This is a genomic window from Pseudomonas sp. CFBP 8758 (assembly GCF_014841725.1).
Lineage (GTDB): Bacteria > Pseudomonadota > Gammaproteobacteria > Pseudomonadales > Pseudomonadaceae > Aquipseudomonas > Aquipseudomonas baltica.
The window spans coordinates 250,433-263,150 of sequence record NZ_JACYUK010000002.1 but is presented as its reverse complement, the minus strand read 5'-3'; the positions used below and the strand labels follow the sequence as shown (position 1 = coordinate 263,150).

Below are 12,718 nucleotides of genomic sequence, written 5' to 3'. Positions count from 1 at the left end.
AGCCCCGGCCATGATGACCGGGGCTTTTTCGTGAAGCGTTGCGAACCTACTTGGCTTCGCCTTCCTGCATCACCCGAATCACACGCTGCGGAAACGGAATGTCGATGCCTTCGGCACGCAGGCGATCGCGAATCTCGCCGTTGAGCATGTTGGTCACGCCGCCGAAGTCGCCAGTGTTCACCCAGATCCGCAGGGACACGGTGATCGAGCTGTCGCCCAGGGCCGCCACGACTGCCTCGGGTGCCGGGGTCTGCAACACGCGTGGGTCCTTGGCCAGGTCCAGCAGGATCTCGCGAGCTTTCTGCAGGTCGGCATCGTAGTCCACGCCGATATCGAAGGTGATCTTGCGCGTAGGCTGACGGTTGGTGTTGGTGATGATGCCGTTGGACAGGTTGCCGTTGGGCAGGATCACCGTGCGGTTGTCGCCAGTGCGCAACACGGTATGGAAGATCTGGATGGAGTCGACCGTGCCGCTCACACCCTGCGCTTCGATCCAGTCGCCGATGCGAAAGGGACGGAACAGCAGAATCAGCACGCCGCCGGCGAAGTTCGCCAGGCTGCCCTGCAGGGCCAGGCCGATGGCCAGGGTCGCACCACCGATGGCGGCAACGAACGAGGTCGTCTCGATACCGATCATCGAGGCCACACTGACCATCAAGAGGATCTTCAGGATGATATTGGCGATCGTGCCGATGAAGTTCTGCAGCGCCAGATCGATGTGACGCAGGGCCAGCAGTTTCTGCAGGTTGGCGGTGACTCGGTTGATCAACCACCAACCCACGCACAGCACCACCAAGGCGAGGATCACCTTGCTGCCGTACTGCATGACCATCGGAATCCAGGCCTGCGAGGCCTGGACCAGATGATTGACTTCCGCGTTCAAATCCATGGGGTTCTCCTACCGCCTTCGTTCAAGCTTCGTTCAAGAAAAAGCGTGCGATAACCGGCAAAGACCGGCTCGGGCGTACCGGCGCCACGATCTGAAAGGCCACGGCAAGCCCGGCGCCAGAGGCTCCGGCCGCACTGATGCTCCGACGCCGGTCGCCTGGCAAGGTTCAGCCCGGCCCGCCGTTCTTCATCAATCGCGAAAGTTGTTGAACTGCAGCGGCATGCCGAATTCCTTCGCCCGCAGGGCAGCGATTGCCTCCTGCAAGTCATCGCGTTTCTTGCCGGTGATACGCACCTGCTCACCCTGGATGGCAGCCTGCACCTTGAGCTTGGCGTCCTTGACGTGGGCGACGATCTTCTTCGCCAGTTCCTTCTCGATACCTTCGCGCAGGATCGCTTCCTGCTTCATTTCCTTACCCGAGGCGTAGGCATCCTTGACCTCGAGGCATTGCACGTCGATCTTGCGCTTGACCAGTGCCAGCTTGAGAATCTCGATCATAGCTTCCAGCTGGTACTCGGCTTCGGCGGTCAGGGTGACCGTCAGCTCCTTTAATGCGAAACTGCCTTTTCCCTTGAGATCGTAACGGCGATCCAGCTCCTTGATGGCGTTGTCGACCGCGTTGGTGACTTCGTGCTTGTCCAACTCGGACACTACGTCGAACGAGGGCATGTGTTTCCTCCAGAATTGATCGGCGGCTCGTTGAAAGAAGGAGCACGCCTGGCTTGACGATTGAAATGCCCGCTCATTATAAGGGAGCCGGCATCGTGAAATGCCACCCCACCGCTTGAATTCAGGCATGGGTCATCACTTTCCACACGAGCCTGACATGCGCAACCTCCCCCCAAGCAATGCGGCCGCCGAGGAACCAGCGCTGGTCGTCGCAGAACCGCCGGCAGCGCGATCCTGGCATGTGTTGGGCGCAGGCAGCCTGGGTACGTTGTGGGCGTGCCGCCTGGCCCGCGCGGGCTTGCAGGTGCAGCTGCTATTGCGCAATGCCGCGCGCCTGCAGGCCTACCGCGCAGCCGGTGGCTTGCGCTTGATCGAAAGCGGCGAGGCCAGCGTTCACTGCCTGCCGGCCACCGACGTGGCCGCCGAGGGCGCCATCACCCGCCTTTTGCTGGCCTGCAAGGCCTACGATGCGCAAGCGGCCATTGCCAGTGTCGCCGCGCGGCTGGCACCCGGCGCCGAAGTGATCCTTCTGCAGAACGGCATGGGCAGTCAGCAGGCGGTGGCCGAAATGCTGCCGCAGGCGCGCTGTATCTATGCCTCGACCACCGAAGGCGCCTACCGTGCCGCCGATTTCCAGGCGGTTTTCGCCGGGCAGGGCTTTACCTGGCTGGGCGATGCCGACCCGGCCTGCCCCACCCACCCTGCAGCCTTGCTGGCCGACCTGGAGCGTGCCGGCATCGCTCATCAGTGGACACCCAGTATCCATTCGCGCCTGTGGCGCAAGCTGGCGCTCAACTGCGCGATCAACCCGCTGACCGTGCTGTACGGCTGTCGCAATGGCGCGTTGGCGGACCATCACGACGAAGTGGCCACCCTTTGCGCCGAGCTGGCACAGCTGCTGGACGCGTGCGGGCAGGTGGACGCGGCCCAGGGGCTGCACGAGGAAGTACGACGGGTTATCCAGGCGACCGCTGCCAATTACTCTTCGATGTACCAGGACGTCGACCAGGGTCGGCGCACCGAAATCGACTATCTGCTGGGCTACGCCTGCAAAGCCGCGCTGGAGCGGCACTGCGAGGTGCCACATCTGCAAGCACTGCAGGCGCGGCTTGTGCGGGCCTTGAACAAGACCTGAGACCGCGCCCTTCGCGGCCACCGACCGCTCCTACGGAGGGACTCACGATCTCCGTAGGAGCGGTCCGTGGCCGCGAAACAGCCGCGCGGTGAATCAGGCATACCGCAGCGCGCCCTTCGCGGCCACCGACCGCTCCTACGGCGGGACTCACAATTTCCGTAGGAGCGGTCATCGGCCGCGAAACAGGCGCCGCGGTGTATCAGGCGAACCGCGGGATTTGCAAAACAGGTTTGCTACACTGGCGCTCTGCCCTGCCGTGGAAGCGACCCGCCAATGCCCTTGCGCCAGAGACTCGAAAACCTGCCGGTTGGCCAGAAACTGCTGGCTGCCCTGCTGGTGCTGTTGACCACGGTCCTGCTGGTCGCCAACCTGACGTTCATCAGTGCCGCCTACTGGATTTCCCAGGAAAGCATGGCGCCCCAGGCCTTGCAGACCATCGGCCGACTGCTGGCCAACCCTGGCCTTGCGCAGCGGGCGGTACGCTCGCCGCAGGACGCCGAAGCGCTGCTCGAAGAGCTCAACAGCTATTCCCCGTTGCGCGCCGCCGCCATCTACGACGCCCAGGGCGAGCGCCTGGCCCAGTTGCAGCACGGCGACCGGCTGAAGATGCCGGCCCGCTTCGCCAGCATCGAAGCCTGGCGCTCCACCGAATTCCGCAGCACCCAGTTGGTGCCTCTCCCCAGTGCCGGCCATCTGCTGCTGGTGGCCAGCAGCGAACTGCCCGTGGCGTTCTACACCGGCACGCTGACTGCCAGCCTGGGCATCCTGGTGTTCAGCGTGCTGTTGTGGATGATCATCGCCCGGCAGATCAAGCGCTTGATCACCCAACCCATCTATCGCCTCGAAGAGCTGTCGCGCCAGGTCACCCGCGAAGAAAACTACGCCTTGCGCGCCGGCCGCGGCAACCACGACGAGATCGGCAGCCTGGCGGAAGCGTTCAACACCATGCTTTCACGCATCGAGGCCCGCGAACAGCAACTCAAGCGTGCCCGCGACGAGTCCCAGGCCGCCTACGACCAGGCCCAGGGGCTGGCCGAAGAAACTCGCCACACCAACCGCAAGCTCGAACTCGAAGTCCAGGTGCGCAGCAAGATCGAGAAGAAACTCACCGGCTTTCAGAACTACCTCAACAGCATCATCGACTCCATGCCTTCGGCGCTCATTGCCCTCGACGAGCAGCTGTACGTCACCCAGTGGAATCAGGAAGCCAGCGCACTTTCCGGAACGCCGCTGGACGAGGCGCTCAATCAACCGATCTTTCTTGCATTCGCCCCGCTCAAACCGTTCCTGCCGCAGCTCAAGACCACGGTCGAACAGCACACGGTGGCCAAGATCGAGCGGGTCACCTGGGTCAAGGACGACACCCCACACCATTACGCGCTGACCTTCTATCCGCTGATGGGCGGTGCCGGCCGCGGCGTGGTGATTCGCATCGACGACATCACCCAGCGCCTGTCCCTGGAAGAGATGATGGTGCAGTCGGAAAAGATGCTCTCGGTGGGGGGGCTGGCCGCCGGCATGGCCCACGAAATCAACAACCCCCTGGGCGCGATCCTGCACAACGTGCAGAACGTCAGGCGCCGCCTTTCGGCCGACCTGCCGAAGAACCTCGAACAGGCCAGCGACGCCGGTGTCGATCTGGCAGCAGTGAACGCCTACCTGCAAGGGCGCGAAATCCCGCAGCTGCTCGACGGCATTCAGCAGGCCGGTGCACGGGCAGCCAAGATCGTCACCCACATGCTCAGCTTCAGCCGCCGCAGCACGCGGGAAATGGCGCCGTGCGACCTGCCCGCCCTGATCGACCAGGCGGTGGAGATCGCCGGCAACGACTTCGATCTGGCGATCGGTTTCGACTTCAAGGGACAAAACATCGTGCGCCAGTTCGACCCGGCGCTGGGCCCGGTACCGGGCACTGCCAACGAGCTGGAGCAAGTGCTGCTCAACCTGCTGAAAAACGCCGCGCAGGCCATTCACCAGCGCAACGACGAGCACGAGCCGGGACGCATCATCCTGCGCACCCGGCTGAGCCCGCCGTGGGCGGAAATCCAGGTCGAGGACAACGGCGTGGGCATGCCCGAAAGCGTGCGCAAGCGTACGTTCGAGCCCTTCTTCACCACCAAGGAGATTGGCCAAGGCACCGGCCTGGGCCTGTCGGTGTCCTACTTCATCATCACCAACAACCACAAGGGCCAGATGGAAGTGCAATCCAGCCCTGGCCAGGGCACCTGCTTCACCCTGCGCCTGCCGTTGGCCGGCAATCCGCTGCCCCTCACCACCACGGAGATATGAGCATGGGCTTTCGCCTGACGAAGATTTACACGCGCACCGGCGACCAGGGCGAAACCGGGCTTGGCGATGGACGTCGGGTGCCCAAGGACCATCCGCGAGTCGAGGCTATTGGCGAAGTGGACACCTTGAACAGCCAATTGGGCGTGCTGCTGGCGGGACTGACGGAAGATCCGCGCCTGAACGAGGTGTACGAGGTGCTTGCGCCCTGCCAGCATCGGCTGTTCGATCTGGGTGGCGAGTTGGCCATGCCCGCGTACCAGGCACTCGATGCTGGCGAAGTGGAGCGCCTGGAAACGGCCATCGATACCTGGAACGACGAAGTCGGCGCGTTGGAGAATTTCATCCTGCCAGGCGGTTCAATGCTGATCGCCCAGGCCCATGTCTGTCGCAGCCTGGCACGCAGTGCCGAGCGTCGCTGTCAGCAGCTCAATGCCGTGGAGCCTTTGTCAGCGGTGAGCCTGGCGTACATCAATCGGCTTTCGGACCTGCTGTTCGTGGCGGCGCGGATCATCGCTCGACGCCAGGCTATTGCCGAAATTCTTTGGCAGCCTGCCAAGCCGTGAGAGTGGCGCAGGCTGCAGGTCGCCAGTACCGCGTCAGGTCAGTGGGTCTCGAGGGACAGCTGACGCGGCTTGCGCCGCTGCTACAGGGGCCAGGGCGGCTACAGGGTTGGCCAGAACGCGCGGATGCCTGCGACGCCCTGCGCGCCGATCTCCCAAGCCTTCGCCTGATCCTGCGGACCCATCCCGCCCAGTAGATAGACCGGCTGGTTGAAACCCTCGATCAAACCATGCGCCTGATCCCATCCCAACGGCTGGGCATCGGGATGCGTGAGGGTCGGTTGCACCGGCGACAGGGTGATGAAATCCACCCCCATCTGCCGCGCCAGCGCCAGCTCCTCGGCGTCGTGACAGGAGGCCGCCAGCCAACGCTCCTGAGGAAACGGCCGGCCCTTGCTGGCGTACTTGCGCAACTGCGCCGACGTCAGGTGCCAACCGGCCGAAGGGAAATCGCCCAGCCATTCCAGCGGCCCCTTGAGCATCAACTGGGCCTTGCCGGCGCACAACCCCACTGCGTCCACCGCCAGGTCGCGGTACTGCGGATCGTAGCCATTGGGTGCACGCAGTTGCAGCAGCTTGATGCCACCGGCAATCGCCTTCTGCATCCCGCGCAACAAGGTCGGGTTATCGAGCCCATCCGGAGTGATGAGATATTCACCGGGCAGGCTCGCTGCCGCGACGATGGGACGATTGGCTGCCGGAAACTCGTAGCCCGGCAACTCGCGGGCCTTGACCCACGCCACGGGTTGACCTTCGACGCCGTGCGGCTGGCCAGTGAACTCGGTCACTTCCCAGACATCCAGCAACACCTGCTTGTCGGCATAGTCGTGATGCACCTTGATCAATGGCCGCGCCTGGCCGACCTCGATCCCCAGTTCTTCGCGCAGCTCCCGCGCCAGCGCCGTCTGCACCGTCTCGCCGGCCTCGACCTTGCCGCCGGGAAACTCCCATAAACCGCCCTGGTGCTGGGCATCGGCACGGCGGGCAATCAAGATACGGTTATCTGCGCCACGGATCACCGCGGCGGCTACATGCACTCGTTTCACGCATTCTCCAGGCCGCACTGAGCTACCAACGCCCAGGTGCACCATGGAGCACACCCGGGCCTGACCGTCAGGTACGGTATTCGGCGTTGATCTTCACATATTCATGGGACAGGTCGGTGGTCCAGATGGTCTCGCTGCAATCGCCGCGGCCCAGCTCGATACGAATGCCGATTTCTGCCTGCGCCATCACCGCCGAACCCTGCTCCTCGGTATAGGTGGCCGCACGCGCGCCACGACTGGCGATGCACACCTCGCCCAGGAACACATCGATCTTGCTGACATCCAGTTCCGGCACGCCTGCACGGCCGACGGCCGCCAGGATGCGCCCCCAGTTCGGATCGGAGGCGAACAAGGCGGTCTTGATCAGCGGCGAGTGAGCCACGGTGTAGGCCACGTCCAGGCATTCCTGGTGGTTGCTGCCGCCGTTGACCTGGACGGTGACGAACTTGGTCGCCCCTTCACCGTCGCGCACGATGGCCTGGGCCACTTCCATGCACACTTCGAAGACCGCCTGCTTCAGCGCCGCGAACAACGGGCCGCTGGCCTCGCCGACCTCCGGCAATGCCGCCTGCCCGGTAGCCACCAGCATGCAGCAGTCGTTGGTCGACGTGTCGCCGTCGATGGTGATGCGGTTGAACGACTTGTTGGCGCCGTCGCGCAGCAGATCCTGCAGTACGTGGGGCGCGACCTTGGCGTCGGTGGCAATGTAGCCAAGCATGGTCGCCATATTTGGCCGGATCATGCCCGCACCCTTGCTGATCCCGGTCACGGTGACGGTCACGCCGTCGTGCTGGAACTGGCGGCTGGCGCCTTTGGGCAAGGTATCGGTGGTCATGATGCCAGTGGCCGCGGCGGCCCAGTTGTCCACCGACAGGTCGTCGAGAGCGGCCTGCAGGGCCCCTTCGATCTTCTCCACGGGCAGTGGCTCGCCGATCACTCCGGTGGAAAACGGCAGCACGGCGCTGGCGTCCACCCCGGCCAATTCGGCGAGCCGCGCCGTAGTGCGCTCGGCGGCAGCCAGGCCGGGCTCACCGGTACCGGCGTTGGCATTGCCGGTGTTGGTCAGCAGGTAACGCACAGCGCCGCCCACGCGCTGCCGGGAGACGATGACCGGTGCCGCACAGAACGCATTCAGGGTGAACACGCCAGCGACGCTGGAACCCTCGGCGCAGCGCATGACCACCACGTCCTTGCGGCCGGGGCGTTTGATGCCGGCGCTGGAGATGCCCAGCTCGAAACCGGGAACCGCATGCAGCGTGGGCAGTGGACCAAGACCAACAGCCATGTGAGCACTCCTTTGAAGACTGTACGGCGTAGCGTCGACGCCGCCATTGAATGGACGAACGCCGCGATCGGATCACCGAAATCCACCGCAGGAGCGGTCAGCGGCCGCGAAACAGACGACGCGGTAACCTGCCACACCGTGTCGTACTTTTCGCGGCCACTGACCGCTCCTACGGGGAGCCGGCGTCAGTCGCGGCGTGCTACTGCTTGAAGCAATGTGCGGCGATCAGTCGATCTTGCCGTGGCAATGCTTGAACTTCTTGCCTGAACCACACCAGCACAGCTCGTTGCGGCCCAGTTTCTGGTCATTGCGCACCGGCTCCGACACCGTGGCGGCAATCACTTCGGCGTCCTCCGCCAAGGCTTCGGGCTGATCCAGGCCTGGCGCAGGAGCGTGTTCGAACTGCATGCGCGCAGCCAGCTCCTCGGCATCGCGACGCAGACGAGCCTCTTCCTCGACCGGATCTTCGCGGCGCACCTGAACGTGGGAAAGCACACGGATGGTGTCGCGCTTGATCGAATCCAGCAGCTCCTGGAACAGGCTGAACGACTCGCGCTTGTATTCCTGCTTCGGGTTCTTCTGGGCGTAGCCGCGCAGGTGGATACCGTGACGCAGGTGGTCCATGGTCGACAGGTGATCTTTCCACAGGTCGTCGAGCACGCGCAGCAGGATCTGCTTCTCGAAGGTGCGCAACGCATCGGCGCTGGCCTGGTCTTCCTTCTCGGTGTAGGCCGCCAGCAGCTCGGCCATGACTTTCTCGCGCAGCGTTTCTTCGTAGAGCTTGTCGTCGGCGTCCAGCCACTGCTGGATCGGCAGGCTCACACCGAAATCGGTCTGCAGCGCCGCTTCCAGACCGGCCACGTCCCACTGCTCGGGCAGCGACTGTGGCGGAATGTGCTGGGCGAACAGCTGGCCCAGCACTTCCTGGCGGAAGTCGGCAATGGTGTCACCGACGTTGTCGGACGCCAGCAGACTGTTGCGCATGTGGTAGATGACCTTGCGCTGCTCGTTGGCGACGTCGTCGAATTCGAGCAATTGCTTGCGAATGTCGAAGTTGCGGCCTTCGACCTTGCGCTGGGCCTTTTCGATGGCGTTGGTCACCATGCGATGTTCGATGGCTTCACCGGACTGCATGCCCAGCGCCTTCATGAAGTTCTTCACCCGGTCGGATGCGAAGATGCGCATCAGGCTGTCTTCCAGCGACAGGTAGAAGCGGCTGGAACCGGCATCACCCTGGCGACCGGCACGGCCACGCAACTGATTGTCGATACGGCGTGATTCGTGACGCTCGGAGGCGATCACATGCAGGCCACCGGATTCGAGCACCTGCTGGTGACGCTTCTGCCAGTCGGCCTTGATCTGGGCAATCTGCTCCGGCGACGGGTCCTCGAGGGAAGCCACTTCGACCTCCCAGTTGCCGCCCAGAAGAATGTCGGTACCACGGCCGGCCATGTTGGTGGCAATGGTCAGCGCACCTGGACGACCGGCCTGCGCGATGATCTCGGCTTCCTTCTCGTGGAACTTGGCGTTGAGCACCTTGTGCTCGATGCCTTCCTGGTTGAGCAGGCGCGACATGTGCTCGGAGGTTTCGATGGTGGCCGTACCCACCAGCACCGGCCGGCCCTGGGCCATGCTTTCCTTGATGTCGGTGACGATGGCGGCGTATTTCTCGTCCGCAGTCAGGTACACCAGGTCGTTGAAGTCCTTGCGCGCGAGCGGCTTGTTCGGCGGAATGACCATCACGTTGAGCTGATAGATCTGGGCGAATTCGAACGCCTCGGTATCGGCCGTACCGGTCATGCCCGACAGTTTGTTGTACAGGCGGAAGTAGTTCTGGAACGTGGTCGAGGCGAGCGTCTGGCTCTCGGCCTGAATGTTCAGATTTTCCTTGGCCTCGATGGCCTGGTGCAGGCCCTCGGACAGGCGACGGCCCGGCATGGTACGACCGGTGTGCTCGTCGACCAGCAGGATCTGGCCGTCCTGGACGATGTACTCGACGTTGCGGTTGAACAGCTTGTGCGCACGCAGGCCGGCATACACGTGGGTCAGCAGGCCCAGGTTGTGCGCCGAATAAAGGCTCTCGCCCTCGGCCAGCAGACCGGCGCGGGTGAGCATTTCCTCGATGTACTGGTGGCCGGCTTCGTTGAGTTCGACCTGGCGGGTCTTCTCGTCGATGCTGTAGTGGCCTTCCTTGGTTACCTGACCTTCCACTTCCTCGATGTGCTGCTCGAGTTGCGGAATCAGGCGGTTGATTTCGGTGTACAGCTTGGAGCTGTCCTCGGCCTGACCGGAAATGATCAGCGGCGTGCGGGCTTCGTCGATGAGGATGGAGTCGACTTCGTCGATCACGGCGAAATTCAGCTCGCGCTGGAATTTCTCTTCCATGCTGAACGCCATGTTGTCGCGCAAATAGTCGAAACCGAATTCGTTGTTGGTGCCGTAGGTGATGTCGGCGGCGTAGGCCAGACGCTTCTCGTCCGGCGGCGCGAACGGCGTGACCACGCCCACGGTCAGGCCCAGGTACTCGTACAGCGGACGCATCCAGTTGGCGTCGCGACGGGCCAGGTAGTCGTTGACCGTAACCACGTGCACGCCCTTGCCGGACAGCGCATTGAGGTACACACCCAGGGTTGCCACCAGGGTCTTGCCTTCACCCGTACGCATTTCGGCGATCATGCCTTCGTGCAGGGTGAGGCCGCCGATCAGCTGGACATCGAAGTGCCGCATGCCCATGACGCGCTTGCCGGCTTCGCGGCACACGGCGAAGGCTTCGGGCAGCAGCTGGTCGAGGGTCTCGCCTTTTGCCAGGCGGGCCTTGAACTCTGCGGTTTTGGCGCGCAGCTGCTCGTCCGAAAGGGCCACCATCTGCTCTTCGAAGGCATTGACGGCTTGTACCGTCTTGAGCATGCGTCGTACTTCACGCTCGTTCTTGCTTCCAAAAAGTTTCTTTAACAAAGGCGCAAACATATTGGCAGGATCTTCCACACATAGGGATGGAGGGCGGCCCCGTGAGTCGCCCGTGCAGCCCTCATGGCCGCATGCGAACGAGCATTCTACCCGGAAACGATGGAGAGGAAAGTGGCGCGATGTCCACGATGCTGGCACAGCGTTGTGACGGGGCGGTTTTACAATAAGGGCTTTTTCGCCAAGTTCAACCCGCAAGCTGCAGATGTCATCTATTCGAACGTTCACAGGCCCGCCGGTGTACCTACGTAAAACGGTGACGACAAGGGATTCTGTTAACATGCCGACTCTGTAACCTCAGGTGTATCTCCATGGTCTTTCGGCCCCTGCCCGCCCGGGCACCAGCGGTGCTGCTGCGCGAAGCCAAGCCGCTCAAGGCCTTGTTCAGCCATGCCCAGCGCCTGTCGCACCTGCAGCGCCTGCTCGAGAGCCAGCTGCAGCCTGCGGCGCGCGAGCATTGCTACGTTGCCTCGTGGCGCGAAGGCAGCCTGTTGCTGATCGTCACCGACGGCCACTGGGCCACGCGCCTGCGCTATCAGCAAAAGCGACTGCAGCGCGACCTGCAGGCCCTGGAGGAATTCGGCAGCCTGACCCGTATCCTGTTCAAGGTGCAGCCGCCCACGGTGCAGAGCAAGGCCGGAGAGCGCAGCATCGATCTGTCCATCGGCGCGAGCGAGAACATTCAGGCCACCGCCGACGGCATCAGCGATCCGAATCTGCGCGCCGCGCTTGAGCGCCTGGCAGCCCACGCCAAACGCGTGCGCTGAACCCGCCGGCAATGCCCTGGGTACCCTGAACGCCACGCAAAAAAAAGCCACCCAATGGGTGGCCTATAAATGTGTAACCAGAAAAGAGAGGTTGTATCAACCCAACGCAGCTGGCCGCATGTAGGAGATCGGTACCGTACTGGCATCTTCGAACGTGACCACTTCCCACGCATCGTCCTGCTCGAGCAGACGACGCAGAAGCTGGTTGTTCAGTGCGTGGCCCGACTTGTAGCCACGGAATTCGCCAATCAGGCTGTTACCCAGCTGATAGAGATCGCCGATTGCATCAAGGATCTTGTGCTTGACGAACTCGTCTTCGTAACGAAGACCGTCCTCGTTCATGACGCCTGCCTCGTCCACCACGATAGCGTTCTCGACGCTGCCGCCCAGTGCACGATTGTGCTTGCGCAGGTACTCAAGGTCGCTCATGAAACCGAACGTGCGAGCGCGACTGACTTCCTTCACGAAGGACGTGCTAGAGAAGTCGACACTGGCACTCTGGGTGCGATCCTTGAAGACAGGATGATCGAAATCTATCTCGAAGCTCACCTTGAAACCTTCGAAAGGCAGGAAGGTGGCGCGCTTGTCGCCCTCCGTCACTGTCACTTCACGCAGGATGCGGATGAATTTCTTCGGCGCGTCCTGTTCTTCCAGGCCAGCCGATTGAATCAGGAATACGAAGGGTCCGGCGCTGCCATCCATGATCGGCACTTCGGACGCGGAGAGCTCGACGTAGGCGTTATCGATTCCCAGGCCCGCCATGGCCGACAGTAGATGCTCTACGGTATCGACCTTGACATCGCCATTGACCAAAGTGGTGGACATCGTGGTAGCGCCGACATTGTGGGCGCGCGCAGGAATCTGCACGACCGGATCAAGGTCGACACGGCAGAACACGATGCCGGTATCCACGGGCGCAGGCTTCAAGGTCAGGTAGACCTTCTCACCGGAGTGCAGACCGACGCCTGTGGCACGGATAATATTCTTCAGGGTGCGTTGTTTAATCATGGCATTGGCCGCTTCAGCGCAAATTGCGAACTGGTATCAACAAAGGCTGGCGATGATAGCAGACCGAACCTTTGCTGAACACCAATCACCCTAATACCCCTGATAA

Annotated in this window: 10 protein-coding genes; 4 read left to right on the top strand and 6 right to left on the bottom strand. The window is 62.8% G+C overall.

Annotated elements, in window-relative coordinates; genetic code table 11:
- Nucleotides 1-46: 46 nt before the first annotated feature.
- Together IFT75_RS05020 and IFT75_RS05015 are read right to left on the bottom strand one after the other, a co-directional pair.
- Nucleotides 47-889: a mechanosensitive ion channel family protein gene (locus IFT75_RS05020; protein WP_122479452.1), complete on the bottom strand. Its 843-nt coding sequence runs from the start codon at nucleotides 887-889 to the stop codon at nucleotides 47-49.
- Between the two features lie 189 nt (nucleotides 890-1,078).
- On the bottom strand, nucleotides 1,079-1,558 hold the full coding sequence (locus IFT75_RS05015; RefSeq protein WP_192053616.1) for a YajQ family cyclic di-GMP-binding protein: 480 nt from the start codon (nucleotides 1,556-1,558) through the stop codon (nucleotides 1,079-1,081).
- A gap of 157 nt (nucleotides 1,559-1,715) precedes the next feature.
- Here IFT75_RS05015 and IFT75_RS05010 point away from each other — a divergent pair, with 157 nt between their 5' ends.
- The 3 genes from IFT75_RS05010 (at nucleotide 1,716) to IFT75_RS05000 (ending at nucleotide 5,545) form a co-directional block, all read left to right on the top strand.
- Complete coding sequence (locus IFT75_RS05010) at nucleotides 1,716-2,693, top strand: putative 2-dehydropantoate 2-reductase (RefSeq protein WP_192053614.1); 978 nt, start codon at nucleotides 1,716-1,718, stop codon at nucleotides 2,691-2,693.
- Nucleotides 2,694-2,966: 273 nt separating this feature from the next.
- Nucleotides 2,967-4,982, top strand: coding sequence for an ATP-binding protein (locus IFT75_RS05005; RefSeq protein ID WP_185794025.1), 2,016 nt, complete (start codon nucleotides 2,967-2,969; stop codon nucleotides 4,980-4,982).
- A gap of 2 nt (nucleotides 4,983-4,984) precedes the next feature.
- Nucleotides 4,985-5,545 carry a cob(I)yrinic acid a,c-diamide adenosyltransferase gene (locus IFT75_RS05000; RefSeq protein ID WP_185794026.1) on the top strand — a complete coding sequence of 187 codons (561 nt, stop codon included), beginning with the start codon at nucleotides 4,985-4,987 and terminating at the stop codon, nucleotides 5,543-5,545.
- 98 nt (nucleotides 5,546-5,643) lie between these two features.
- Here the strand turns inward: IFT75_RS05000 and IFT75_RS04995 are convergent, their stop codons facing one another.
- From IFT75_RS04995 to secA, 3 genes are all read right to left on the bottom strand, one after another.
- Entirely contained in the window at nucleotides 5,644-6,588 is a 945-nt protein-coding gene (locus IFT75_RS04995; protein WP_185794027.1) for a Nudix family hydrolase, read from the bottom strand.
- Between the two features lie 67 nt (nucleotides 6,589-6,655).
- A complete protein-coding gene (gene argJ, locus IFT75_RS04990) occupies nucleotides 6,656-7,873 on the bottom strand; it encodes a bifunctional glutamate N-acetyltransferase/amino-acid acetyltransferase ArgJ (RefSeq protein WP_185794028.1) in 1,218 nt (405 codons plus the stop codon).
- Between the two features lie 225 nt (nucleotides 7,874-8,098).
- On the bottom strand, nucleotides 8,099-10,840 hold the full coding sequence (gene secA / locus IFT75_RS04985; protein ID WP_185794029.1) for a preprotein translocase subunit SecA: 2,742 nt from the start codon (nucleotides 10,838-10,840) through the stop codon (nucleotides 8,099-8,101).
- A 308-nt stretch (nucleotides 10,841-11,148) separates the two neighbouring features.
- Between secA and IFT75_RS04980 the strand changes: the two genes are divergently transcribed.
- Nucleotides 11,149-11,604, top strand: coding sequence for a DUF721 domain-containing protein (locus IFT75_RS04980; protein WP_192053612.1), 456 nt, complete (start codon nucleotides 11,149-11,151; stop codon nucleotides 11,602-11,604).
- Between the two features lie 96 nt (nucleotides 11,605-11,700).
- On the opposite strand, the gene lpxC is transcribed toward IFT75_RS04980, so the two are convergent.
- Complete coding sequence (lpxC, locus tag IFT75_RS04975) at nucleotides 11,701-12,612, bottom strand: UDP-3-O-acyl-N-acetylglucosamine deacetylase (protein WP_043186858.1); 912 nt, start codon at nucleotides 12,610-12,612, stop codon at nucleotides 11,701-11,703.
- Nucleotides 12,613-12,718 lie beyond the last annotated feature (106 nt).

What these genes read in the sequence shown, in the direction of transcription:
- IFT75_RS05010 (WP_192053614.1), top strand. Translation starts at nt 1,716, where the DNA reads ATGCGCAACCTCCCCCCAAGCAATGCGGCCGCCGAGGAACCAGCGCTG.
- secA (WP_185794029.1), bottom strand. Translation starts at nt 10,840, where the DNA reads ATGTTTGCGCCTTTGTTAAAGAAACTTTTTGGAAGCAAGAACGAGCGT.
- IFT75_RS05020 (WP_122479452.1), bottom strand. Translation starts at nt 889, where the DNA reads ATGGATTTGAACGCGGAAGTCAATCATCTGGTCCAGGCCTCGCAGGCC.
- lpxC (WP_043186858.1), bottom strand. Translation starts at nt 12,612, where the DNA reads ATGATTAAACAACGCACCCTGAAGAATATTATCCGTGCCACAGGCGTC.
- argJ (WP_185794028.1), bottom strand. Translation starts at nt 7,873, where the DNA reads ATGGCTGTTGGTCTTGGTCCACTGCCCACGCTGCATGCGGTTCCCGGT.
- IFT75_RS05000 (WP_185794026.1), top strand. Translation starts at nt 4,985, where the DNA reads ATGGGCTTTCGCCTGACGAAGATTTACACGCGCACCGGCGACCAGGGC.
- IFT75_RS05005 (WP_185794025.1), top strand. Translation starts at nt 2,967, where the DNA reads ATGCCCTTGCGCCAGAGACTCGAAAACCTGCCGGTTGGCCAGAAACTG.
- IFT75_RS05015 (WP_192053616.1), bottom strand. Translation starts at nt 1,558, where the DNA reads ATGCCCTCGTTCGACGTAGTGTCCGAGTTGGACAAGCACGAAGTCACC.
- IFT75_RS04980 (WP_192053612.1), top strand. Translation starts at nt 11,149, where the DNA reads ATGGTCTTTCGGCCCCTGCCCGCCCGGGCACCAGCGGTGCTGCTGCGC.